This window comes from Paraburkholderia sp. HC6.4b, assembly GCF_014200875.1.
GTDB lineage: Bacteria > Pseudomonadota > Gammaproteobacteria > Burkholderiales > Burkholderiaceae > Paraburkholderia > Paraburkholderia tuberum.
The window spans coordinates 1-25,260 of the sequence record NZ_JACHDC010000014.1 but is presented as its reverse complement, the minus strand read 5'-3'; the positions used below and the strand labels follow the sequence as shown (position 1 = coordinate 25,260).

The window sequence follows — 25,260 nt, the reverse complement described above, 5'->3', positions numbered from 1 at the left end:
CGATGACTGCGCCGTCGACGTGGTGTGGCAGGGACTACGACTTAATGTGACGTTCGAGCCCCGCCCAAAGGGTCTGGCAGGGCAGCGTGAGCATTTGATGAGATGGCCATTTTTCATGGTTGTGTAATGAAAAACCTTACAAGATACTTTGCGGTACTTAGTATATTCATGGCCGGCGTCGTGGCCGTTGGGTGGTTCCACCAGGCTCACGGTCACCGTCAGACGGCTGTCGCACCAGATCCGATCCCCGTGAGCGCGGTTGCGGCTTCGGTTACCGATGTTCCTGTCTATATCGACTCGCTCGGCACCGTGACACCGACACGTACCGTCACGGTCATCACGCAGGTCAACGGGATACTGCGTTCCGTCGATTTCAGCGAGGGGCAGACGATCAGGAAAGGACAGGTGATTGCACGCATCGATTCGCGGGCGCTCGAAGCGCAGCTGCTGCAGGCACAGGGTACGCTGCGTCATGACCAGGCCGTACTCGCAAACGCGAAACTGGACCTGCAACGTTATCAGCAGCTGATCAAAGCGGGCTCGATTACGCAGCAGACGCTCGATACGCAAGTTGCTACCGTCCAGGAGGACGAAGGCACGGTGCTGGCGGACACGGGCAACGTGAACAATCTGCAGGTTCAGGTCGGCTATTGCACCATCACGTCTCCCGTGGACGGCGTCGTGGGCCTGCGCCTGGTCGACCCCGGCAACTACGTGAGCAGCACCAGCACGACCGGTATCGCGGTCGTTACGCAACTGCAGCCGGCGACCGTGACCTACTCGGTGCCAGAAGACGACCTGGGACGGATCCGGCGGGCGATGTCGCAGGGGGAGGTTCAGGTGCTGGCCTATGACCGTGACGGCAAATCGTTGCTCGCGAAGGGCTCGCTGCTTGCGGTCGACAACCTCGTCAATACGAGCGCCGGCACGATCAACGTCAAGGCAGTCTTCCCCGATTCCGGCAACGCGCTGTTCCCGAACGAATTCGTGAATGTCCGGATGCAGGTCGACACGCTGCAGCGGATTCCGGTCGTGCCGACTACGGCGATCCAGCATGGCGCGAACGGCGATTTCGTTTTCGTGATCGGCGGCGCAGGCGCAGTGGCATTGCGCAACGTGAAGACCGGACCGGTAAAAGGCGACGACACGGCGATTCTCGATGGCGGGGTGAAGGAAGGAGAGCGGGTCGCGACCGACGGTGCAGACAGGCTCGATACCGGCTCGATCGTGAAAGTCGTGGCGCACTGAGCGGAGCCGACGATGAACGCTTCACGAATCTTTATCGAGCGACCCATTGCGACCGCGCTGTTGATGATCGCGTTGTTTCTGGCCGGGGTGCTGGGATACATCCTGCTGCCTGTTTCGGCGCTACCGGAAATCGACTATCCGACGATCCAGGTCTACACGCAGTATCCCGGCGCAAGCCCGGATGTGGTCAGTTCGTCGATCACCTCGCCGCTCGAAAGACAGCTCGGCCAGATGTCGGGGCTGAAGGCGATGAACTCGACGAGCTCGAACGGCACATCGGTGATCACGTTGCAGTTCGATCTGTCGTTCTCGCTCGACGTCGCCGAGCAGGAAGTGCAGGCCGCGATCAATGCGTCGTCGAGCTTTCTGCCGGCTAATCTGCCGTATCCGCCTGTCTACAGCAAGGTCAACCCTGCCGACCCCCCGGTGCTCACGCTGTCGCTGACCTCCGACGTGCTGCCGCTGACGAAGATCGAGGATCTGGCCGATACCCGGCTTGCGCAGAAGATCTCGCAGATTTCAGGCGTGGGTCTCGTCACGATCAGCGGCGGTCAGCGGCCGGCCGTGCGGGTTCAGACCGATACCGGCGCGCTCAACGCACTCGGCATGTCGATCGACGACGTGCGCACCGCGCTCGGCAGTGCCAACGTTGACCAGGCGAAGGGCAGTCTCGACGGAAAATACCAGTCGTATTCGATCGGTGCGAACGACCAGCTGCAATCGGCGGCGGACTATCGCGACCTGATCATCGCGTACCGGCAACGCGCACCGGTTCGGCTGGCGCAGATCGCCAGGCCGATCGACAGCGCCGAGAATGTGCAACAGGCGGCGTGGACCAACAGCACGCCGTCTATCGTGCTGAACATCCAGCGGCAGCCGGGCGCCAACGTGATCGATGTGGTCGATAGCGTGCAGAAGCTGTTGCCGCAACTGCGGGCGAGCTTGCCCGCATCGGTGAAGGTCGCCGTGCTGACGGATCGCACGAAGACGATCCGCGCGTCGGTTGCCGACGTCGAAACGGAGCTGGCAATCGCCGTGGCGCTCGTCGTGATGGTGATCTTCGTATTCCTGCGCAATGTGCCCGCTACCGTGATTCCCGCAGTCACCGTGCCGCTTTCGCTCGTTGGCACGCTCGCGGTCGCGTACGGGCTCGGCTTTTCGCTGAATAACCTCACGTTGATGTCGCTGACTGTCGCGACAGGCTTTGTCGTCGACGACGCGATCGTAATGATCGAGAACATTACGCGCTACATCGAGGCTGGGGAAACGCCCCTGAGGGCCGCGATCAAGGGTGCGAAGGAGATCGGCTTTACGATCGTCTCGTTGTCCGTGTCGCTGATTGCGGTGATGATCCCGTTGCTGTTCATGGGCGACGTGGTCGGGCGCCTGTTCCGCGAGTTCGCGCTGACGCTGTCGGTCGCGATCGTCCTGTCGGCGTTGGTGTCGCTGACGCTTACGCCGATGATGTGCTCGCGCATGTTAAAAGCGCAGCCACACTCGCATCGGGTCGATTTCTTCGACCGGCTCAACAGCAGGTACATACGCGGTCTCGACTGGGTATTGTCGCATCGGCGCCTGACGATCGCATCGGTGGTGTTGACGGCCACGCTGACGTTCGTCGTGCTGATGCTGATGCCGAAGGGCTTCTTTCCCGAGCAGGACACAGGTCTGATCGAAGGTGTCGTGCAGGCCGCGCCGACCATTTCGTTCCAGCGCATGATCGGCCAACAGCAGCAGGTCGTCGACCGGGTCGCACGCGATCCGGCAGTCGCAAGTCTCTCGTCGTTTGTCGGCATCGACCAGACGAGACCGACGATCAATCAGGGCACCCTGTTGATCAATCTGAAGGACAAGGGCGAGCGAGCGCGCATCGACGAGGTGATTCGCCGACTGACCGATGACACCGCAGGCCTCGCGGGCGTGCGCCTGTTTCTGCATCCGGTGCAGGATCTGACGCTCGACGACACCATCTCGACGACGAGCTACCGGCTCGGCGTGCAGTCGACCGATCCGGCGCTGCTCACTCGCTGGACTGGCGAGCTGGTTGGCGCGTTGCGCGGCGATCCGGCGTTTGCCGACGTGCAGAGCGAGGCGATGCAGTCAGGCAATCAGGTGCAACTCACGTTCGACCGCGATACCGCGTCGCGCCTTGGCATCACCCCGCAGGCGATCGACGATGTGCTGTACGACGCGTTTGGTCAGCGGCAGGTGTCGACGATCTACACGCAGCTGAACCAGTATCACGTGGTGCTGGTCGCGAGAAACAACGCCGACGACCTTGCGCATCTGCTTTCAGGACTCTATGTAAATACGTCGTCGGGCAGCCTCGCGCCGCTCGCGTCGATGGCGACGATGAAGGTGATGCCCGCGCCGTTGCGGATTGATCGCAAGGGCCAGTTCCCGTATGCGGACGTGTCGTTCAATCTCGCTCCCGGATACAGCCTCGGCACGGCGATCGCCCGTCTTGAGCGGGTCAAGGAGCAGATAGGGTTGCCGCAGTCCGTCCAGGTGTCGCTGGAAGGATCGGCCGCGACCTTTCAGTCGTCGCTGGCGAGTGAAGGGTACCTGGTCGCCGCTGCCGTGATCGTGGTCTATCTGATGCTCGGCATCCTGTACGAGAGCTTCATTCATCCGGTCACGATCCTGTCCACGCTCCCTTCGGCGGCGCTTGGCGCACTGCTGGCGCTGCTGATGACCGGAACCCAGTTCGACATCATGGGCCTGATCGGCATCGTGCTGCTGATCGGCATCGTGATGAAAAACGCGATCATGATGATCGACTTCGCGCTGGACGGGCAGCGCAACCACGGCCTGTCCGCACACGATGCGATCCGGCGTGCGGCTGAACAGCGCTTCCGTCCGATCCTGATGACGACGATGGCGTCGCTGTTCGGCGCACTGCCGCTCGCGTTCGGCTCCGGCATGGGCTCCGAGTTGAGGCATCCACTTGGCATCGCGATTATCGGCGGCCTGTGCGTCAGCCAGTTGCTGACCTTGTTCTCGACGCCGGTGATCTATCTGGCGATGCATCGTCTGGAAAGACGCTTTGCCGCGGACGAGCCGATCGTAACGGAGTATGTGCAATGAACCTGTCTGGCCCATTCGTCAGACGGCCCATCGCGACGACGTTGCTGGCTGTCGCCCTTGCTCTATTCGGTATCCTGGCATTCAGGCTGCTGCCGGTTGCGCCGCTGCCCGAAATCGACTTTCCTACGATCCTGGTGCAGGGGCAACTGCCCGGCGCCGATCCGACGACCGTGGCCACCTCGGTCACAACGCCGCTCGAGCGGCAGTTCGGCCATATTGCGGGCCTCGCTCAGATGACGTCGGTCAGCTCGCGCGGGCAAACGCAGATCACGTTGCAGTTCGACCTGAGCCGGAATATCGACGGCGCGGCACGCGACGTGCAGGCCGCGATCAACGCGGCGAAAACCAACCTGTCGCCCAACATGGACGGCAGCCCGACGTATCGCAAGGTCAATCCCGCGGATTCGCCCATCCTCGTGATCAGTCTGACCTCCGACACGGCCACGCCAGCCCAGCTTTACGACGCGGCGTCGACGGTGCTGCAACAGAAGCTGATGCAGACAACCGGCGTGGGCAACGTGGTGGTGGGCGGCGCCGCGCTGCCGGCGGTGCGGGTTGAACTGAATCCAGACCGGGTGAGCCACTACGGCATCAGTCTGGAGCAGATCCGCAGCACGATCGGGAATGCGAATGTCGATTTGCCCAAGGGATCGATGTCGGCGAGCGGGCAGAACTATTCGATCGGCGCGAACGACATGCTGTATTCGCCCGCCGACTACGGACGGCTGATCGTCAGGCAGAACAACGGCAACATCGTGCGTGTGTCGGACCTCGGCTATGTACGTCAGGATGTCGAGCAGCTTGAGAACTACGGCCTGTCGAACGGCAAGCCGGCCGTGTTGCTGGTCCTCTATAAGGAACCGGGCGCGAACGTGATCGACGCCGTCGACAACGTGAAGGCGGAACTGCCGGCGCTCGAGGCGGCGATCCCGTCGACCATCAAGCTGGCGATTTCGGTGGACCGCACGAAGACGATTCGCGGCTCGCTGCTCGACGTCGAAATGACGCTGCTTGTATCCATCGTGCTCGTGACGGCCGTCACGTTCGCGTTCTTTCGCAGCTGGCGCGCGACGCTCATTCCGGCGATCGTCGTACCGCTGTCGCTGCTGGGTACGTTCGGGGTCATGTACGTCCTTGGCTACAGCTTGAACAACCTCTCGCTGATGGCCTTGACCATTTCGACCGGTTTCGTGGTCGACGATGCAATCGTCGTCGTCGAAAACATCATGCGGCATCTGGCGCGCGGCAAGAAGCCCATCGAGGCGGCACTCGCAGGGGCGCAGGAACTGGGCTTCACGGTGTTTTCGATCAGCGTTTCGCTGATCGCGGTATTCGTCCCGCTGCTGTTCATGGGGGGACTGATGGGCCGGCTGCTGCGTGAGTTCTCGGTGTCGCTTTCCGTTGCGATCGTGATGTCGATGCTGATTTCGCTCACGGTCACGCCGATGCTGACGAGCATTTTCCTGCGCGCAGGACCGCAAGCCGGGAACGGCGACGAGCATCACGAGAGCGGATTTTCTCGCCTGTACGGCACGTCGTTGCGCTGGGTCATCCGGCATCCGCTATTGATGGGTGGCGTGACGGTGCTGGTGTTCGTGCTGAACCTCTGGCTGTTCACCGTGGTTCCGAAAGGCTTCTTCCCGGAGGAAGACACGGGGCTGCTGCTTGGCACGCTGCAGGCGTCGCAAAGCATCTCCTGGCACGAGATGCAGCATCAGTTCCAGATGGTCAACAAGGCGGTGCAGGAGAATCCGAACGTCGCGTTCGTGGGTGGCTTCGTGGGGGGAGCGAACGCGCTCAACAACGCACTGCTGTTCGTCACGCTCAAGCCCCTGGGTGAGCGTCGCGCGACGGCCGATCAGGTGATCGCTCAGGTGCGCCGACGGCTTGCCGATATGCCGGGGACACAGCTCTATCTGCAGTCGTTGCAGGACCTTGCGGCCGGTGGCCGACAGAGCGCCGCGCAGTACCAGTACACCCTTACCGCGGACGACCAGGCGACACTCGATCAATGGGTGCCGAAGTTAGTCGCGCAGATGCACAAGATGCCGGCGCTGGCCGACATCAACACCGACCAGCAGGACCAGAGCATGCAGGTCGGCATCGACGTCGACCGCGACTCCGCCGCGCGAATGGGCGTGAGCTTCAAAGATATCGACGAGGCGCTTTATGACGCGTTCGGCGAACGGCAGGTCTCGGCCATCTACGGGAACGCGAATCAATATCACGTCGTGATGGAGGTGGCACCCGAGTACTGGACAAGTCCTTCGGTACTGAAGGACATCCATGTTCCGGCGAGTCCGGCGCTCGCCACGAGCGGCGCGTCGACGACCGCCGCCGGGGGGGCGACCGGCGCAAGCGCCGCTACGCCGTCGGCCGCGGCCCAGGCGAACGGTTCAGCGCTGGTGTCGCTCGCCGCGATGGCCCGGTTCTCGACCGACCCCAGCGCCATTTCGATCAATCACCAGGCTACGTTCCCCGCCATTACCGTATCGTTCAACCTGCGCCCCGGTGCATCGATCGGACCCGTGACGCAGCAGATCAGTCAGGCCGTCGCTGCGCTCAGAATGCCGGCGAGTATCTCCGGCGCGTTCGCCGGCACGGCAGCAGCGTTTCGTGAGTCGATGGCGAGCGAGCCGCTGCTGATCCTCGCCGCGCTGTTGTCGGTGTACGTCGTGCTCGGCATGCTGTACGAGAACCTGGTTCATCCTTTGACGATTCTCTCGACGCTGCCTTCTGCGGGCGTCGGCGCTTTGATCGCGCTGCTGCTCACTCACACGGAGCTGTCGATCATCGCGTTGATCGGCGTGCTGATGCTGATCGGCATCGTGAAGAAGAACGCGATCATGATGATCGACTTCGCGATTGCCGAAGGGCGTCAGCATGCACTGCCGCCGGAGGAGGCGATCGTGCGCGCGGGCCTGATCCGCTTCCGTCCGATCATGATGACGACGGTCGCCGCAATTTTCGGCGCGCTGCCGCTCGTGCTGGGGTCAGGCTACGGATCCGAATTCCGCAAGCCGCTCGGTATCTCGATCATCGGCGGTCTGGTGTTCAGCCAGGTCATCACGCTCTATACCACCCCTGTCATCTATCTCTGGCTCGATCGGGCGTCGCGGCGGTTGCGGTGCCGAAGGAAACACGCATGAAATCGCCCATCGGATACCTGTCGGCCGTGTCGGTCGGCATGCGCTGCTGCGCCTGCGCGCTCGGCGCCACGCTTTGGCTTTCGGGCTGCGCGGTCGGCCCGGACTATCACCAGCCGGCCGTAGCGATTCCAACGCAGTTCAAGGAAGCGGGCACACAGTGGCGACTTGCGGCGCCCAATCCGCAGGCTTCGCTCTCAACCCGGTGGTGGGACGCGTACGACGATCCCGAGCTGTCCCGGCTCGTCGACGCAGCGCTGCAGTCGAATCAGTCGATTGCAGGCGCGGCGGCCGCCTATCGGCTCGCGCAGGCCACCGTCGCTGCAGACCGGGCGAGCCTGTTTCTGACGCTCGGTGTCGACGCGTCGGCCTCGCACAGCTCGAGCACGACGGCGGAATACGCGAAGGCCTACGCGAGTTGGGAAGTCGATCTGTGGGGCGGCGTGCGCCGGCAGATCGAGTCGGGCAAGGCGAACGCGCAGAGCGCGGATGCGACGCTTGCCGGCGAGCGCTTGTCGATTGCCGCGACGCTGGCGACCGACTATTTCGACATCCGCCAGCTCGATATCGACATCGACCTGTTGCGGCAGCAGGAGGCGGTCAACGGGCGGATTCTCGCGATCACGCGCGCAGCGCTGGCACAGGGGACCGCGTCGCAAGTCGATCTGCTGTATGCGCAGGACACGCAGGAGGCGGTTGTCGCGAACCTGCAAATTTCACAGACCTCGCGCGAGCAGGACGAGCACGCAATCGCGGCGCTCACGGGTGTGCCGCCGGCTTCGTTGTCGATTGCACCGCGGCTCGACTATGTGTTTCGCGAGCCCGAGGTGCCATCCGTGCTGCCGTCTGCGTTGCTGGAAAGACGGCCTGACGTGGTCAGCGCGGAACGCACCGCTGCTGCTGCGAACGCGCTTATCGGGGTAGAGAAGGCCGCATTCTTTCCGGACCTCGATTTATCGGCACAGGGTCTCGTGCAGCACAACACCTTCGCGACGCTGTTCTCATTGCCGACCCGGATGTGGTCGCTCGGTCCCTCACTTGCCGCCACGCTGTTTGACGGTGGTGCCCGCGTGGCCGCCGTGCACAAGGCGCAGGCGACCTATGACGAAGACGTCGCATCTTATCGCGAAGCCGTGCTCACGGCGTTCCAGAACGTGGAAGACAGCCTGTCGTCATTGAACCATCTGCGCCAGCAGGAGCACGCGTTTGCCGACATTTACCAGCGCAACCGGCAGTTGCTGGAGAGCGTCGCCGCGCAACTGACGGCCGGAACCGCGAGCGAGCAGTCCGATTTGACTCAGCAAGTGACGCTACTCACGGCCAGACAGAACCTGAACGATACGCAGGGGGCACTGGCGAAAAGCGGCGTTGGGCTGGTGAAGAACCTGGGCGGCGGCTGGATGTCGTCGAAGAGCCAGGCCCCGATCCCATGATGGCGGGCGCGCCGTTGTAACGTCGTCTGCCGATCTGCGCGGTCCAGAGTCCGATAGCGCCCACGACCGTTTTTCAAAGTCCGCGTCTCGAACCGCGTGCAAGGCCCCGTTACGTCCACTTGTGCGGTATCGCTTCCCCGCGACGTGGCTTGACATGACATGCAACACATTTCCAACAACATGTAGCGCACAGGTTCCCTACATTGGCGGCTGTGTCATGCGGGGTTCGCCAGTGGGGTGAATCCATCACATGGAGAGTGTGCAGTGAAATTTAAAATCGTTCTCGTGTCTGCTGCCAGTGCGGTAATTTCTATGGCTGTCGGCAAGGCGCCTGCTGGGTCCCTGGCGATTGATATCAGCGTGGGCGTTGCGGTTCGCCGGACAACCATCGATAGATGGGCTTGAACATGCATGACTATCGCTTTGTCGCCGCGGTTCTCAAGCGAAGCCGCGCACGACGGTGGCTGGGCGCGCTCGCCGTCATCGCCACTGAGTGCCTGCCTTACTCACCAGCGTTGGCGCAGTCGTCGCTGGACGATAGCGTGGGCATCAACGTGACCGCATTGCCCCACTATGAAGGCAGCAAGTCCTATCGTGTGCTGCCGTTGCCCATGCTGTCGCTGTTGAACGGGGCAATCTTCGTGCAGGGGCTCACGGGCGGCGTCGCCTACCCGTTGGGGCCGAGTGTTGCGGTGGGCCCGCTGATCGGCGTTCAGCTGGGCCGCAACCAGGACTATGCGGCGGTGCTCAACGGCATCGGAGATATCGCAACGTCCTTCGACTTCGGTGCGTTCGCGCGCTGGCACTATTTGGATCGGTGGGCGCTGCTTACCACTTCTGAGCGCTTACTTCGCGCTGCATCATCGTGAGAGCACTATCAATGAACCAGAATCTGACATCGACTCGTATTGCGCCACTGCTTGTCTGCCTCGCTGTTGGGTTGGGCATGGCGGGGTGTGCGGTCACGCCGCCGAGTGCGCCTACCGTCATGGCGGTCCCAGCGAACGGCAAGACCCTCAACCAGTTCCAGCAGGACGACTATAGCTGCCGCACGTACGCGACGCAGGTCATGAATCCGGCGGCGGCCTCGCATCAGCCGGCAACCTCCGGACTTGCTGCTACCGCCGTCGGCACGGCTGGAGGCGCTGCGGCCGGGGCTCTGATCGGCGCCGGGGCGGGCAACGCCGGTGCCGGCGCCGCAATCGGTGCGGGTGCCGGACTGCTGCTCGGCAGCATGACGGGCTCGGCGCAGCACAATCAGACCGAAGCGTCGTTGCAGCAGCAATACGACAACGCGTACGCGCAATGCATCACGGCAAAGGGAGATACGATCGAAACACCTCGTTCGGCAGCGATCGTCGTGCCCGTACGCCCCGTGCCGCCCCGCGCCGTAATCTATGGCGCGCCCCCACCTTACTACTACGCGCCGTACTGATTTCGCTCGTATGGTCGTGTCATGGCTTGACCTGGAATTCTGCCGGCTGGAAATCCTGGGTCGAGCTTTGTCCCCTGGCTATTCCGTGCACGTCATTCATTTCTTAACGGAGTCTTTGATGAAACGTTTATTCATTATTCTGGCTGCAACGTTCGCTGTGTCGTCTGCGTTCGCGCAGAGCAGCATGCAGCAGATGTTGGAAGCGCGCTTTACTGCCGCGAATGCAACTCATGACGGCAAGCTCACGAAAGAACAGGCGGAGGCAGGTATGCCGCGCGTCGCAGCCCATTTCGATGAGATCGATACTACGCATCAAGGGTACGTGACGCTTGAGCAGATCGAGCAGTTCGCTGCGCAGCATCGGCAGTAAGCGCTTGCAAGGCAAGCTTCAATACCCTCGGGTGGTTTAACCGTGTATTGAATATGTCCCATCGGGTCGCCTCATCACGTCGAATGATGGGGCTGCTGCGCGCTCCGGTTACCCGACGCTAGCAACCCGCCATGGGCAAGTCGATAGCTGGAAGTCCTGCGGGCCTGGCGCACCGAAATCAATCCGAGCGTGCTCGTCGCGCCCGGCGCTCCAGTGGAGGGCGACCTGGACAGGGAGACCAACACCGCGAATCTTGGCCCCCCAAATGCGGATTACGGTCTGGGACACGAGCGGCGCGGCGTCCCCAGCGGTAACGCCTGAACGCATCCCTAATGCCAGTCGCTGAGCCTCAATCGAAAGGAGTTGAATTAATGCTTAATGCGCGTGTTCTTTGTCGCTTTGCGCTTGCTGCCGGTTTTTGCATGAGTGCCGCGGTGCTTAGCGGCTGTGTAGTCGTTCCGGTGGGTCGTCCAATAATGGCCCGGCCACTGGTTGTAGTCCCTCGACCGCCACTGATCGTCGCTCCCGCGTACTATTGACCTGAGTCTATTCGCGTCCGCCCCGTGGGCGGGCGGGATGCATAGCGGCCGCTTTGCATCCTGTCCGAAGCTCGCCGCAGGGACGATGCGCAACTGCGTCCAGTTCACGGATAGCGACCAGGATATAACGGCCGCTCAAAAATCGTGTATATCCGAGTGAGTCAGTGAGCCGGCGCTCGACTTATCTTCGATTACCCTTGCCATGGCGTTCGCGGTGGTCACCACTTGGCCGCTGCTACCGTATAGTAGTTTGGCGACTGGTCGCGCTCGAAGCAATAAGCGCATATACAGCAGTATGAGGGCAACCAGAGACCTCAGTTATGCGAATGGTGAGTTGATGTGCCGGCAGCATGCTCTTCGAGGTCCGGCACGAAGATGTATCCGCACCCGCGAACGGTCTGGATGAATCGTGGTGTCGACGGGTCAGTTTCCACGATGCGGCGCAGACGATAGATCTGAACGTCGATGCCGCGATCGGCGGACTCGGATTCCGCGCCATGAAGTGACTTGAGCAGACGCCGGCGGGTGAGTGTGCACATGGGAGAATTAACGAAAATCTGCAGCAGCGCAAACTCACTGGCAGATAAGGTAAGAGACGTCTCTCCGCTATTCAGAGTGCGCGACTGAAAGTCCAGCGTGAACGCGCCGAATGTGTAAGGTTGCCGTCGTTGGGGAATGCCCGCATCGGGTACGGCGCGCTGGCGCCGCAGCACGGACTGAATCCGTGCTACCAGCTCACGCGGGTTAAACGGTTTGCGGAGATAGTCATCGGCACCCAATTCAAGGCCAGCGATGCGGTCCTCTTCGTTGGCGCGGGCGGTGAGCATCAAGACTGGAATGTCGTCGCCTGATGCGCGCAACCTACGTAGTGCCGTCAAGCCGTCGACGCCCGGCATCATAAGATCGAGCACTATCAGGTCTGGGCGTTCGTGTTTGAGCCGGTGTTCGAGCGAACGCGCATCATGTAGCACTGACACGTCGAAACCCCACCTTACCAGGTAGCGGCGAGTCGCATCACACAATTCGGCGTCGTCGTCGATTAGAAGAATCTGAGCTGACATAGGAAGAGAATAACGCTCACAAACGAGTGATGACCGGGGCCGCGACTAACCGCAATGCGAGCGCACCGCAGAAGCTGCAGCACACGATCGATCGAAGAAATGTAGGCGAATTTCATAACGCCAGGTGTTAGCAAATCATGTCAGGAAATGTCATCGACGGGGCCTGTTTTTCTGTCCGCAAATGCACGGGTGCACTCGCTTTCTCGCTGACCACGAGCGACAGCTGTAATATGAGCAGTCAGGATGGCATGCCCGGCACATACGGGTGGCGCCGGGCGGTCGTGGGCTTTCGCCAGTCAGTGTTGTGGCCAGCACAATCGATGACATCTTTTGACATACCTTTCCAACACATCCAGTGCGGAGATCCTTGTATATTCCGTTCGTCGAACCATACGGAACTTCCTGTGGCATGCAGATGCATGCGAAGGTGTTAGCGGATTGCAAGTCCGTTTTCTTGCCAAAGGAGGCATTGGATGTCGCTACGGAGCTGCATGCCGCACTGGCACTGTCCGAGGTGCAACGTATCGCCGCAGACATCAAGCGGATTGGTAAGCAGTGCAGGCGCAACTGCAGGCCGGCAGGCCGCCCGGCGCAGCCCGCTTCGACGAGATTGTCGCCGCCCACCGAGGCACGTGACGGCTGTAGCAAAGCTAAGCGGTTCGCCGCCTAGCATCGGAAACAGGAACTAAAAGACAGGCGTTATTAGAGGTGTCTGCTTAATCATATGTCAGATGATCTGCCAACCGGTCGCATCATCGTGCTTGACGATGATGTTGAAATCCGCAATATGCTGCAACGCTTTCTGACGGCACAAGGTTTCTCGGTGCGCGCGGTGAAGACAGGCATTGAGTTGGACCTATTGATCGAGCGCTACCCGTTCGACCTGTTGATTCTCGATATCATGATGCCAGGCGAAGACGGCCTGTCCATCTGCCGTCGGTTGCGTGCTCGGAGAGAGACAATCCCCATCCTCATGCTAACAGCGCGTGGCGATCCCGCGGACAAGGTCGTAGGTTTGGAGATCGGCGCCGACGACTATCTCGCGAAACCGTTTCTGCCGAGCGAGCTGATAGCGCGGGTTCGGGCGATGTTACGTCGGCAGCAGTTTCAGGTGCGCCTGCAAAACGTGCGGGGTGAGATGCTGCTCGCAGGCGAGTCGCAATGCTTGCGGTTCGGCGCCTTCAGGCTGGACGTTCGGCGTAGAGAATTGATGTCGGACGAAGCGGGCATCGTCGAACTCGGCGCAGCTGAAATGCGTCTCCTGTGTGCGCTTGCGGAGACGCCAAACCGTCCCGTAAGCCGCGCAAATCTGATAGAGCGCGCGCGCGGGTCGCAATATGAGGCGAGCGCCCGCAGCGTTGACGTGCAAGTTCTTCGCTTACGACAGGTGATTGAGACAGAGGCAAGCTCGCCCCGACATATCCGCACGGTGTGGGGCCTCGGCTACATGCTCGTTGCAACCTCAAACTAAAGCGTCACCTGTTGGACGCTCGACAGTGACATTCAAGCCGCTTCCTCTGCTTTCCGTGTACACCGCGCGCAACGCCGTGGCTACAGCGTTCATCGGGGTCTCTTGCGCTGCAACTCCCGCAACTCGTGTGGCTCCCGACAAAGCGTCGAGCGTGCCGCCGCTGCTCGGGTAAAACAACAAGGCAGGGTAGTTTCCGTCATCGCTTGCGCGACCGTTCGGCTATTTCAGGCCCTGTCCAGCGCCTTGATCGCAAGCGCAGCGCCAGCCGCGCGCGTCTCGACGTGCAGCTTACGGAACAGATGTTCGAGGTGCTTGTTCACCGTGCGCGGCGCCATGCCGAGAATGTCGCCGATATCGCGATTCGTCTTGCCGCGAGAGACCCAGAGCAGCACTTCGGCCTCGCGCGCCGTCAAATTGAAGCGCGCCGCGAGTGCGCTGCTGTGCACAGTGTCATCGGTCTCCTTGAGGGTGAGGATCCACTCTCCAGGATCGGGAGCGGAGGTTGCGCTCGCAGAACGCCGCACGTGTCCTGCGGTGAATTCGAGGACGGCGCCGGTCGGACTCCCGCGCCCGAGCCAGTCCGCAAACCAGTCGCGCAACAGCGGCGGCAACATGGGGTGCGCAACCGCTTGCACGAGGTCATCGGCGTGGCTGGCCCGGTAGGCAGAAATTTGCCGTGCCGCTTGCGGACTCTGCCAGCGGATCGCGCCATCGGCGCCGACGATCAGCGCCGCCCGCGCATCGAGCGACAGTGCCGCGTGCGCATAGAGTTGCGCACGTGAGCGCTGCACGTGTGCGCCAATGCGCGCGCAAACCTCCTCGGGACGCACGGGTTTCGTCACATAGTCGATGCCGCCGACGCGAAACGCGCGTACCACATGCTCGCTTTCCGTTAATGCCGTCATGAAGATCACGGGCAGATGTTCGTGGCGAACGTCCTGCTTCAGGTGCCTGCAGGTCTCGAAGCCATCCATGCCAGGCATCATCGCGTCGAGCAACACGACGTCGGGCGTCACGCGTGCGAGGCGCTTGAGCGCATCTTCGCCCGAAAGCGCGACCAGCACCGCGTAACCATGTGCCTGAAGCGTATCGGAGAGAAATGCGAGGTTGTCCGGCGTGTCGTCGACAATCAACACGACGGGACGCTCGCGCAGCCACTCGGGCGACGCATCGGTGGAGTTCATCGCGCGCGCGTCAGACGTCCGCGGCGCGAGACAGTCGGTCGAGTTCATGCTCAAGCTCCCTTAGCTGAAAGCGTTCCGCCAAAGCGCGCAACACGTCGATCTGCTCCTGTAGCGCGGGCCAGGTCGCGCGCGCCGAGTCGAGTTGTTCGATCACGCCTTGCAGGTAGCCGACTTCGAGGTGTGCGCGCAGCCGCTCGAGCACCGCTTTCGGCCACGCGAGGTCCAGTGACGCGTGCCTGACGGGCGGCGTGGCTTGCGCGGACGCGGACGGCTCGGATGCGATCCAGTCGAGCACGAGTAACTGCGCGAGCTTGTCGAGCAACAAATTGATCTGGAGCGGCTTCACGAGATATCCGGCGCATCCGGTCGCGCTCGCGCGTTCCCGATCGTCGGCAAATGCATTAGCCGAAAGCAGCACAATCGGGGCGTTCGACAACTGGTTTTCGCGGATCAGCCGGCTGGCTTCGTAGCCGTCCATCAGCGGCATTGAGATGTCCATGATGATCACGTCGACGCTGTGTGTCGCCAGCCAGCGCAACGCGTCGGGGCCGCTCTCCGCCTCGGCGACGTCGAAGCCGAGCGGCGTCAGCAGTTGCACGACGATGCCGCGCTGATCCGCGAGATCGTCGACGACGAGAATCGCGCGCTTCGGCCCGGTATAGCCGCGGATCGCCGCGAGTTCAGTGCGCGCGTCGGCTGCGCTGTTCACTGCTGGCGCGAACAGTCGCACGATGAAGCGCGTGCCGCGCCCGACCTCGCTGTCCACTTCCAGACTGCCACCGAGTGCCTGCGTGAGAAGCCGGCAGATCGTGAGCCCCAGTCCCGCGCCGTGATCGTGCGCATGCGCCGCTTCGCCTCGCTCGAACGGCAGGAACAGGCGCTCCATCTCGGCCGGAGGAATTCCCGGGCCGGTGTCGACTACTTCGAACTTCAACGTGTCGAGCACGTGACTCACACGCAGCGTCACAGTACCCGTGGACGTGAAGCGAATCGCGTTGCCGATCAGGTTGGTCAAAATCTGACCCATGCATTTCTGGTCGGTACGCACGGTGGCGGGCAGGCGGCCTACGGTCTGCACGTCGAAAGCGAGCGCTTTCTCGAGCGCCTGCGGGCGCAGCATTGAGGTGACGTGCGCGACGAAATCCACCAGTGACACGCGTGCGATGTTCAGTTCCAGCTTGCCCGCCTCGATACGCGCGACGTCGAGCAGCCCATCGACGAGCGCAAGCAGATGTTCGCCGCTGCGGTGAATCGTTCGCACGGCGCTGTAGCGCGTCGGCGAAAACTCCTCTTTCGCCTGCAAAAGCAACTGTGCATAGCCGAGAATGCTGTTCAGCGGTGTGCGCAACTCGTGGCTCAAACCGGACACGTAGCGGCTTTTCGCCTGATTCGCCGATTCGGCGGCGGCCGTCGCGCGCTTGAGCGCGGCGTCGGTTTTCTGGTGCGCGTCGATTTCCTGCATCAGCAATTCGTTTTGCCGTTGCGATTCTTCCTGCGTGACGCGGCGGCTTTCGCGCTCCAGCACGAACCACCACGCCGCTATGCAGCCGACGAGAGAAAGCGCGAAGAATATCTTCAGAAAACTGTGGCCGATCGCGCTGTCGATCGACGATCCGTCGACGGCGAGCGAGGTCACACTCTGCGACCAGGTCAGATAGAGCACGCTCGCGAGCACCGCGAGTATCGCGCACATGAGGCTGGCATAGTGCATGAGACGCAGCGCGGCTGGGCCGAGCCGCACGCGGGGAAACACGCGATGTAGCGCGCGATCGGCTTGCGACGCGAAGCGTGCGTGCGGCTTGCAGCGATCGTGGCAGCGCGAATCGAGCGAACAGCACAGCGAGCAGATCGTGCCGCCGTAGGCAGGGCAGAAGGCTGTGTCTTCCGGTTCGAACGCGTTCTCGCAGATCGCGCAGCGAAGCGAAGTGGCGTTGCCCGTGGGTTGGGCGGCGCGCGCGATGTAGTAGCGTCCGCGCGTGACGATCGCGAGCACCGGAGCACAGGCGACCGCCACGCCGAACGCGATGAACGACGACATGGCTTGTGCCAGCAAGCCGAACATGCCGCTCTGCGCGAGCATCGCGGCGGCGGCGGCGATCAGCATCGCGCCTACGCCGACGGGATTCACGTCGTACAGGTGTGCGCGTTTGAATTCGATATGACGCGGGCTAAGCCCAAGCGGCTTGTTGATGACGAGATCGGCGAACAGTGCGCCGATCCACGCGATCGCGATGTTTGCGTAGAGCGACAGCACCCTGGCGATCGCCTCGAATACACCCATTTCCACGAGCAGCAGCGCGATCATCACATTGAACACGAGCCACACCACCCGCCCCGGATGGCTATGCGTCAGACGCGCAAAAAAATTCGACCACGCAAGCGAGCCCGCGTACGCATTCGTCACGTTGATCTTCAACTGCGAAACGATCACGAACAGCGTCATCGCGGGCAGCGCCCAACTCGCGAGCCCAAACGGATCGAGCAGCAAGTGATAGGCGACGAGGTACATCTGGGTGGGCTGCGTGGCCTCCGCCGGACTGACTTCGTACTGGATCGCGACGAAGGCGAGGAATGCGCCGCCGAGCATCTTGAGCGCGCCGGGCACGATCCAGCCTGGTCCCGCCGACAGCAGCGCGAGCCACCAGCGCGTGTGGTTCTTTGCAGTCAGCGGCGGCAGGAAGCGCAAGTAATCCACCTGCTCGCCGACCTGCACGATCAATGCAAACACCACGGTCGAGGCCTGCCCGAACGCGATCACGCTGAACGCGCGGCCTTGCGGAGCGAAGCCGGCAAAGGTCGTCCATTCGTGCACCAGACCCGGATGGTGCCACAGCACAGCCGCATAGGGCAGCGCGAACAGTACCAGCCACAGCGGCTGAGTCCAGCTTTGCAGCCGATTGATCAGCGTGATGCCGAACATCACGATCGGAATCACGACGAGCGAGCTCAGTACATAGGCGATCGCCAGCGAGATATGAAAATAGAGTTGCAACGCGAGCGACATGATGGCCGCTTCGAGCGCGAAGAAAATAAACGTGAAGACGGCATAGAGCAGCGACGTGAACGTCGAGCCGATATAGCCGAAGCCCGCGCCGCGCGTAAGCAGATCCATGTCGACGCCATGGCGCGCGGCGTAAAAGCTGATCGGCAGACTGGTGAGCCAGATGAGCACCGATACGACCGCGATCGCCCAGACCGCGTTCGTAAAGCCATAGTTGACGACGAGACTGCCGCCGATCGCTTCGAGCACCAGAAAAGACACGGCGCCGATTGCCGTGTTGGCGACGCGCAGTTCCGACCAGCGTCGAAACGAACGCGGCGTGAAGCGCAACGCGTAATCCTCGAGCGTTTCGTCGCCGACCCACGCATTGTAGTCGCGCCGCACCTTGACGATGCGTTGGGTACTGGGCGTGCCCACTGACGGGTGACTCTGGGGCATGGAGATGAGCTGGATTGGTGCGGAAACGATCGGATCGGTGTCTGATGCAAATTACATTCCAGTGCGACTGCGGGGAATACGTCAATCGACGTATTCCGGTTGCCAATTTGGCTTTCTACATTGCGTCCAACCTCGAACCAGCTCTCGCAAGAAGCGCAGGGCGACCGATAAGGAGAATGTGATGTCCGCAGACGATCGAATCGATGATGATGCTCGCACACCGTCGCCGTTGCGCCGGAAACTGATCGGCGGCCTCGCCGCCGCGCCGTTGATGGCGCTGGGGCTGCCACGTACTTCGTTTGCTCAAACGCCGCCCACCGCCAAGGTGAACACCACCGGACTCGCGGTGACCGATACCACGGTGACAGTCGGCCAGTTGCATTCGGCGACCGGCACGATGGCGATCTCCGAAACCGGTTCGATCCAGGCCGAACGCCTCGCGATCGAGCAGATCAACGCAATGGGCGGCGTGCTCGGGCGCAAGATCCAGATCATTCAGGAAGACGGCGCCTCCGACTGGCCGACTTTCGCGGAGAAGTCGAAGAAGCTGCTCGAGAACGACCACGTCGCCGCCGTGTTCGGCTGCTGGACCTCGGCCTCGCGCAAGGCAGTGTTGCCGGTGTTCGAGAAGGACAATGGGCTGCTCTATTACCCGACCTTCTACGAAGGCCTCGAACAGTCGAAGAACGTGTTCTACACGGGCCAGGAAGCGACCCAGCAGATTCTCTGGGCGCTCGACTGGGCGTCGAACACGAAGAAGGCCAAGACGTTTTTCCTGATTGGTTCCGACTATATCTGGCCGCGTACGTCGAACAAGATCGCGCGCCGTCATATCGAGCAGCATCTGCACGCGAAGGTCGTCGGCGAGGAGTATTACCCGCTCGGCACGACCGAGTTTGCGTCGCTGATGAACAAGATCAAGCTCGCGCGGCCGGACTGCATTTTCGCGAGCGTGGTGGGCGGCTCGAACGTTGCGTTCTACAAGCAGCTCAAGGCGGCCGGCATCACTCCTCAGAAGCAGTTCCTGCTGACGCTATCGGTAACCGAGGACGAAGTGCTCGGCATCGGCGGCGACAACTTCGCGGGCTTCTATTCGTCGATGAAATACTTCGAGGCACTCGATAACGAGAACAACAAGAAGTTCGTCGCTGCGTTCAAGGCGCGCTACGGCCAGAAGTCCGTGATCGGCGACGTGACCCAGGCCGCGTATCTCGGCCCATGGATCTGGAAGGCCGCCTGCGAACGCGCGGGCAGCTTCGACGTGGACAAGGTGGTGGCGTCGTCGGCGGGCATCGACGTGGCCAATGCGCCGCAGGGCTATGCGAAGGTCGATGCGAATCACCACCTGTGGAGCCGCTCGCTGATCGGCCAGGGCCAGGCAGACGGCCAATTCAAGGTCGTCGCGCAGTCCGACCAGCCGATCCAGCCGAATCCGTTCCCGAAGGGCTACATGTAATCCGTCAACCGCAGCTGCGCGGCGACGCAACGCGCCGCCGCGCGAGGAGCGCTCGATGTCCGCCACCGACATTTTCAACATCACGCTGATGCAGGGCTTCGCCGGTCTGAGCCTGTTCAGCGTTCTGCTCCTGATGGGGCTTGGGCTCGCCGTGATCTTCGGCCAGATGGGCGTGATCAACATGGCGCACGGTGAATTCATGACGATCGGCGCTTATACCGTCTACATGTTTTCGTGGTTCTCGCAGAACGTCTGGCACGCGTTCACGCCGGTGTACTTTTTCTTCGCGATCGTCGCGGCGTTCGGCCTCGCGTTCGCGGCGGGCTGGCTCGCCGAATGGGCATTGATCCGCCATCTATACCGCCGTCCGCTCGACACGCTGCTCGCTACCTGGGGTCTGAGTCTCGGCATGCAGCAAGTGTTTCGCTCGACGTTCGGGCCGAAGGAAGTGAGTCCTGCGCTGCCCGACTGGCTGATGGGCTCCTGGGAGCCAGCGCCAGGCCTGGATATTCCAGTCAGCGGCATGTTCGTGATGGGACTCGCGCTGGTCATGACAGGCGGACTGCTGCTCGCGCTCTACCGCTCGCGCTGGGGCCTGCGCGTGCGTGCCACGGTTGCCAACCGGCCCATGGCCAACGCTGCCGGCATCAACACGCGGCGCACTGACCGGATGACCTTCGCGATCGGCTGCGGTATTGCGGGGGTGGCGGGCGCGGCGTTCACGGCGATCGGCTCGACCGGACCCACCAGCGGTTCTCTTTATATCGTCGATTCGTTTCTTGTCGTCACCTTTGGCGGCGCGGCGAGCCTGCTCGGCACCGTGGCCTCGGCGTTCGGCATCGCGCAGATGCAGTCGATCAGCGAGTTTTTCCTGTCGGGTTCGATTGCACGTGTTCTTACGCTGCTGACGGTCGTCGTGATCCTGATGCTGCGTCCGCAGGGACTCTTTGCGTCGAAGGTGCGGCGCGTGTGAGTGCGGGGCGCCGTGCACGGCTCATTCACTGATTAATTCGTATGGAGATGGACATGGAACCCATCCAAGCCGTGGCGGGGAGCGTTTCCCCGCGATCCGGTCCCAGCGCGCCGGGAGGCTGGCGCGCGCTCGCGATGCGGCTCGACGCGTCGGGTTACGTGGGCATCGCGATACTCGCGGTGCTGATCGTTGTCGTGTTTCCGCTTGTGCTGGATACGTTTCGCTTGAACCTGATGGGCAAGTACCTCACCTACGCTTTCGTGGCGATTGGCCTCGTGATCGCGTGGGGCTACGGCGGCGTGCTCAGCCTCGGACAAGGCGTGTTCTTCGGCCTCGGCGGTTACGCGATGGCGATGTTCCTCAAGCTCGAGGCGTCCGACCCGGCCGCCACCCACACGCAGACCACGCCCGGCATTCCCGACTTCATGGACTGGAATCAGCTCACCGCGCTGCCTACGTGGTGGAGGCCGTTTCATTCTCTACCGTTCTCGATCCTCGCCGTGCTCGTGGTGCCTACGGCTCTCGCGTTCGTCGTCGGTTATGCGATGTTCAAGCGGCGGGTGGGCGGCGTGTACTTCGCGATCATCACGCAGGCGGTCGCCTTGATTCTTTCGGTGCTGATCATCGGCCAGCAAGGATATACGGGTGGCGTGAACGGGATCACCGATCTGCGCACGCTGCTCGGCTGGGACATCCGCACCGACCACGCGAAGCTGGTTCTTTATTTCGTCAATGCGGTGCTGCTGATCGGCGCGCTGCTCGCCTGTCGCTGGGTCCAGCGCAGCAAGCTCGGGACGCTGCTGCTCGCGATGCGCGACAAGGAGGACCGCGTGCGCTTCTCCGGTTACGACGTCGCGATGTTCAAGGTGTTCGCGTTCTGCCTCGCGGCGCTGCTCGCGGCTGTCGGTGGCGCAATGTTCACGCTGCAGGTGGGTTTCATGTCACCGTCGTTCGTCGGTATCGTGCCGTCGATCGAGATGGTGATCTATGCCGCAGTCGGCGGGCGCATGTCACTGGTGGGCGCGGTGTATGGCGCGATTCTCGTCAACCTCGGCAAAAGCTGGTTCTCGGAGAGCCTGCCTAATCTCTGGCTCTATCTGATGGCGGCGATGTTCATCGGCGTGGTGATGGCCTTTCCGAACGGGCTCGCGGGTCTCTACGAAGAGCATGCCCGGCCGCGTATCCGCCGGTGGCTCGGCGCAGCGAACAAGGAGATCTGACGCATGAGCAACACTGACTTTCTGCTTGCGATCGAAGATCTGAGCGTGTCGTTCGACGGTTTCAAGGCGATCGATTCGTTGAACCTCTATCTCGAGCGCGGCGAATTGCGCGTCGTGATCGGCCCGAACGGTGCGGGCAAAACGACGCTGCTCGATCTGATTTGCGGCAAGACCAGGGAAACCGCCGGCAGCATCAAGTTCCGCAACGAGGAAATCACGAATCTCGCCGAGTTCCGGCGGGTGCGCAAGGGCATCGGCCGCAAGTTCCAGACGCCGTCGATCTACGAAAACCTGAGCGTCGCGCAAAACCTCGAAGTGTCGTTTCCGCGCGGACGCAGCGTGTTCGGCGCGCTCGCCTATCGCGAGGATGCCGAAGTGGCCGACCGGGTGCGTGCGGTAGCCGATGAGATCGGTCTTGCCGCTTCGCTCGATCTCGAAGCCGGGCTGCTGTCGCACGGCCAGAAGCAGTGGCTGGAAATCGGCATGTTACTGATGCAGGACCCCGAACTCCTGATGCTGGACGAACCGATTGCAGGCATGAGCGCGCGCGAACGGGAAGTCACAGCGGAACTGCTCGATCACATTTGCCGCAATCGCTCGATGATCGTGATCGAGCACGACATGGCCTTCGTCGAGCGGATCGCGCACAAGGTCACGGTCATGCATCAAGGCAAGATCCTCGCGGAAGGGCCGATGGCGCAGGTGCAATCCGATCCTCGCGTGATCGATGTCTATCTCGGCCACTGAATTTACACGGAGAACACATCATGCTGGAAGTCGACGATCTCGTGGTCAGCTACGGCCAGAGCGAGGTGCTGCACGGCATCGGATTTTCCGTGGCGAGCGGCGAAAGCGTCGCGGTGATGGGCCGCAACGGCATGGGCAAGACGACGCTTTTCAAGGCGCTAATCGGCATGCTGCCCGCCAATCGCGGCACGGTGCGGGTGGGCGGCGCCGACGTGTCCAAAGACGAGAGCTACCGGCGCGTGGCGAAAGGCATCGGCTACGTGCCGCAAGGCCGGCAGATCTTCGCGTCGCTGAGCGTCGAGGAGAACATCCAGACGGGCCTCGAAAAGGCGCGCAGCCAGCTCGTGCCCGACGATCTCTACGCGCTCTTTCCCGTGCTGTTCGACATGCGACGGCGCAAGGGCGGCAACCTCTCGGGCGGCCAGCAACAGCAGCTCGCGATTGCGCGCGCGCTCGCGACCGATCCGAAGGTGTTGCTGCTCGACGAGCCTACCGAGGGCATTCAGCCGTCCGTCATCAAGGACATCGCGAAGGCGCTCAATCAGATTCGCACGACCCGCAACATCGCCATCGTGGTGTCCGAGCAGGTGTTGAGCTTCGCGCTCGACGTCGCCGACCGGCTCTTCGTGATCGAAGGCGGCCGCTTCGTACATCAAAGCACCCGCGATGCAGGCGACACCGACCGCATCCGCGAATACCTCTCGGTATGAGTGCGGCGCACCGAACCGCATTTACTGACCCTCGAACCACGGAGCGAACGCAATGCCCGAAACTCTCATCAAGGTGGATCTGAACCAGCCGGCCTACGAAAACACGCAGGTGCACAACCGCTGGCACCCGGATATTCCGATGGCTTGCTGGGTCAAGCCCGGCGACGACTTCATCCTCGAAACCTACGACTGGACCGGCGGCTTCATCAAGAACGATGACAGCGCCGACGACGTGCGCGACATCGATCTGTCGATCGTCCATTTTCTGTCCGGCCCGGTCGGCGTGCATGGCGCGGAACCCGGCGATCTGCTGGTCGTGGACCTGCTCGACATCGGTGCGAAGTCCGAGAGCCAGTGGGGCTTCAACGGATTTTTCTCGAAGTCCAATGGTGGCGGTTTTCTCACCGACCATTTTCCCGCCGCGCAGAAGTCGATCTGGGATTTTCACGGCGTCTATACGAACTCGCGCCACATTCCAGGCGTGAATTTCGCGGGTCTGATTCACCCCGGCCTGATCGGATGCCTGCCTGATCCGAAACTGCTAGAAACGTGGAACGCACGCGAAACCGGCCTGATCGCGACCGCGCCGGAGCGCGTGCCGCCACTGGCGAATCCGCCGTTCGCAGCGACCGCGCATATGGGGCAACTCACGGGCGACGCGCGTGACAAGGCGGCGGCGCAAGGGGCGCGCACCGTGCCGCCGCGTGAGCACGGCGGTAATTGCGACATCAAGGATCTGTCGCGCGGCTCGAAGGTGTTCTTCCCCGTCTACGTGGATGGCGCAGGACTTTCCGTCGGCGATCTGCACTTCAGCCAGGGCGACGGCGAGATCACGTTTTGCGGCGCGATCGAAATGGCGGGCTGGGTACACATGCGCGTGAATCTGATCAAGGGCGGCATGGCGAAATACGGAATTCGCAATCCGGTATTCCAGCCGAGTCCTATCACGCCGAATTACAACGATTACCTCATTTTCGAAGGCATTTCGGTCGACGAGCAGGGCGCTCAGCATTATCTCGACGTGACGGTCGCGTATCGGCAAGCGTGCCTGAATGCGATCGAGTATCTGAAGAAGTTCGGCTATTCGGGCGCGCAGGCGTATTCGTTGCTCGGTTGTGCGCCGGTGCAGGGGCACATCAGCGGCGTGGTCGATATTCCCAATGCGTGCGCGACCTTGTGGCTGCCGACACAGATTTTCGACTTCGACATTCGCCCGAATGCCGATGGGCCCATCCAGCACATCAAGGGCGGTGTGGATTTGCCATGCTCGCCGGATCTCGCGAACGTCTGAGCCAACGCTACCAGGAGAGCCTGTCATGCCGATCTACGACTTCGAATGTGCGAGTTGCGGTCCGTTTTCCGTCATGCGGTGCATGGCGGACCGCGAAAAGCCTTGCCGCTGTCCCGAGTGCGGAGGGGAGAGTGGCCGGGTGATCAGCGCGCCGTCGCTAGCCTTGATGGCGAATACACGGCGCTCCGCGCACGCAACGAACGAGCGCGCGCAGCACGCGCCGCGCCAGTCCGGTGACGGGGCGCCGTTGCGTCATCGGGCGGGATGCAGTTGCTGCTCGGGTGGCAGCGCGAAGCTCGCGGGATCGGCTTCGGACGGACTCAAACGGCCGGCAGGACGACCATGGATGATCAGCCACTAGACATAATGGTCGCTGCTGAGTGAAGACCGCAGGGGCCCGTCTCGGGTATCGTGGGTTGCGCACCGAAGTGTGCCGAGCCACATACGCCT

At 62.1% G+C, this 25,260-nt stretch carries 18 protein-coding genes; 15 read left to right on the top strand and 3 right to left on the bottom strand.

The window, feature by feature from the left end; translation table 11 throughout:
- The first annotated feature begins 249 nt into the window (after positions 1 to 249).
- The 7 genes from HDG34_RS21110 to HDG34_RS21080 all read left to right on the top strand — a co-directional run bounded on the left by HDG34_RS21110 (position 250) and on the right by HDG34_RS21080 (position 10,719).
- A complete protein-coding gene (locus tag HDG34_RS21110; protein ID WP_311734825.1) occupies positions 250 to 1,248 on the top strand; it encodes an efflux RND transporter periplasmic adaptor subunit in 999 nt (332 codons plus the stop codon).
- 12 nt (positions 1,249 to 1,260) lie between these two features.
- Positions 1,261 to 4,335 (top strand): efflux RND transporter permease subunit, encoded by a 3,075-nt coding sequence (locus HDG34_RS21105; protein WP_184062026.1) that lies wholly within the window; start codon positions 1,261 to 1,263, stop codon positions 4,333 to 4,335.
- Positions 4,332 to 7,484, top strand: a complete 3,153-nt coding sequence (locus tag HDG34_RS21100) for an efflux RND transporter permease subunit (RefSeq protein ID WP_184062025.1) — start codon at positions 4,332 to 4,334, stop codon at positions 7,482 to 7,484. The genes HDG34_RS21105 and HDG34_RS21100 overlap by 4 nt, the downstream gene beginning before the upstream one ends.
- On the top strand, positions 7,481 to 8,914 hold the full coding sequence (locus tag HDG34_RS21095) for an efflux transporter outer membrane subunit (RefSeq protein WP_184062024.1): 1,434 nt from the start codon (positions 7,481 to 7,483) through the stop codon (positions 8,912 to 8,914). The genes HDG34_RS21100 and HDG34_RS21095 overlap by 4 nt, the downstream gene beginning before the upstream one ends.
- Before the next feature lie 395 nt (positions 8,915 to 9,309).
- The gene (locus HDG34_RS21090; protein WP_184062023.1) at positions 9,310 to 9,783 is read left to right on the top strand and encodes a MipA/OmpV family protein; all 474 of its coding nucleotides are present in this window, start codon (positions 9,310 to 9,312) and stop codon (positions 9,781 to 9,783) included.
- A gap of 119 nt (positions 9,784 to 9,902) precedes the next feature.
- Positions 9,903 to 10,349, top strand: coding sequence for a glycine zipper domain-containing protein (locus HDG34_RS21085; RefSeq protein WP_184062022.1), 447 nt, complete (start codon positions 9,903 to 9,905; stop codon positions 10,347 to 10,349).
- A 118-nt stretch (positions 10,350 to 10,467) separates the two neighbouring features.
- Positions 10,468 to 10,719: an EF-hand domain-containing protein gene (locus tag HDG34_RS21080; protein ID WP_184062163.1), complete on the top strand. Its 252-nt coding sequence runs from the start codon at positions 10,468 to 10,470 to the stop codon at positions 10,717 to 10,719.
- A gap of 853 nt (positions 10,720 to 11,572) precedes the next feature.
- Here HDG34_RS21080 and HDG34_RS21075 read toward each other — a convergent pair.
- On the bottom strand, positions 11,573 to 12,319 hold the full coding sequence (locus HDG34_RS21075) for a response regulator (protein WP_184062021.1): 747 nt from the start codon (positions 12,317 to 12,319) through the stop codon (positions 11,573 to 11,575).
- Positions 12,320 to 13,043: 724 nt separating this feature from the next.
- Between HDG34_RS21075 and HDG34_RS21070 the strand changes: the two genes are divergently transcribed.
- The gene (locus HDG34_RS21070) at positions 13,044 to 13,790 is read left to right on the top strand and encodes a response regulator (RefSeq protein ID WP_184062020.1); all 747 of its coding nucleotides are present in this window, start codon (positions 13,044 to 13,046) and stop codon (positions 13,788 to 13,790) included.
- A gap of 224 nt (positions 13,791 to 14,014) precedes the next feature.
- On the opposite strand, the gene HDG34_RS21065 is transcribed toward HDG34_RS21070, so the two are convergent.
- Both HDG34_RS21065 and HDG34_RS21060 read right to left on the bottom strand, forming a co-directional pair.
- Positions 14,015 to 14,974: a response regulator transcription factor gene (locus tag HDG34_RS21065; protein ID WP_311734826.1), complete on the bottom strand. Its 960-nt coding sequence runs from the start codon at positions 14,972 to 14,974 to the stop codon at positions 14,015 to 14,017.
- Positions 14,975 to 14,984: 10 nt separating this feature from the next.
- On the bottom strand, positions 14,985 to 18,413 hold the full coding sequence (locus HDG34_RS21060; RefSeq protein WP_184062018.1) for an ATP-binding protein: 3,429 nt from the start codon (positions 18,411 to 18,413) through the stop codon (positions 14,985 to 14,987).
- A gap of 181 nt (positions 18,414 to 18,594) precedes the next feature.
- Here HDG34_RS21060 and urtA point away from each other — a divergent pair, with 181 nt between their 5' ends.
- The 7 genes from urtA to HDG34_RS21025 are packed head-to-tail and all read left to right on the top strand — an operon-like array spanning position 18,595 to position 25,171.
- Complete coding sequence (gene urtA, locus HDG34_RS21055) at positions 18,595 to 19,869, top strand: urea ABC transporter substrate-binding protein (RefSeq protein WP_090804068.1); 1,275 nt, start codon at positions 18,595 to 18,597, stop codon at positions 19,867 to 19,869.
- A gap of 55 nt (positions 19,870 to 19,924) precedes the next feature.
- Positions 19,925 to 20,842, top strand: a complete 918-nt coding sequence (gene urtB / locus HDG34_RS21050) for an urea ABC transporter permease subunit UrtB (RefSeq protein WP_090804070.1) — start codon at positions 19,925 to 19,927, stop codon at positions 20,840 to 20,842.
- A gap of 53 nt (positions 20,843 to 20,895) precedes the next feature.
- A complete protein-coding gene (gene urtC / locus HDG34_RS21045; RefSeq protein WP_184039859.1) occupies positions 20,896 to 22,062 on the top strand; it encodes an urea ABC transporter permease subunit UrtC in 1,167 nt (388 codons plus the stop codon).
- Between the two features lie 3 nt (positions 22,063 to 22,065).
- The gene (gene urtD / locus HDG34_RS21040; RefSeq protein ID WP_090804072.1) at positions 22,066 to 22,809 is read left to right on the top strand and encodes an urea ABC transporter ATP-binding protein UrtD; all 744 of its coding nucleotides are present in this window, start codon (positions 22,066 to 22,068) and stop codon (positions 22,807 to 22,809) included.
- Between the two features lie 20 nt (positions 22,810 to 22,829).
- Positions 22,830 to 23,519, top strand: coding sequence for an urea ABC transporter ATP-binding subunit UrtE (gene urtE, locus HDG34_RS21035; RefSeq protein WP_184062017.1), 690 nt, complete (start codon positions 22,830 to 22,832; stop codon positions 23,517 to 23,519).
- A 52-nt stretch (positions 23,520 to 23,571) separates the two neighbouring features.
- Positions 23,572 to 24,810 carry a formamidase gene (fmdA, locus tag HDG34_RS21030; RefSeq protein WP_184039865.1) on the top strand — a complete coding sequence of 413 codons (1,239 nt, stop codon included), beginning with the start codon at positions 23,572 to 23,574 and terminating at the stop codon, positions 24,808 to 24,810.
- Positions 24,737 to 25,171: an FmdB family zinc ribbon protein gene (locus HDG34_RS21025; RefSeq protein WP_409259474.1), complete on the top strand. Its 435-nt coding sequence runs from the start codon at positions 24,737 to 24,739 to the stop codon at positions 25,169 to 25,171. Before fmdA ends, HDG34_RS21025 begins: the two co-directional genes overlap by 74 nt.
- The last annotated feature ends 89 nt before the right edge of the window (positions 25,172 to 25,260 follow it).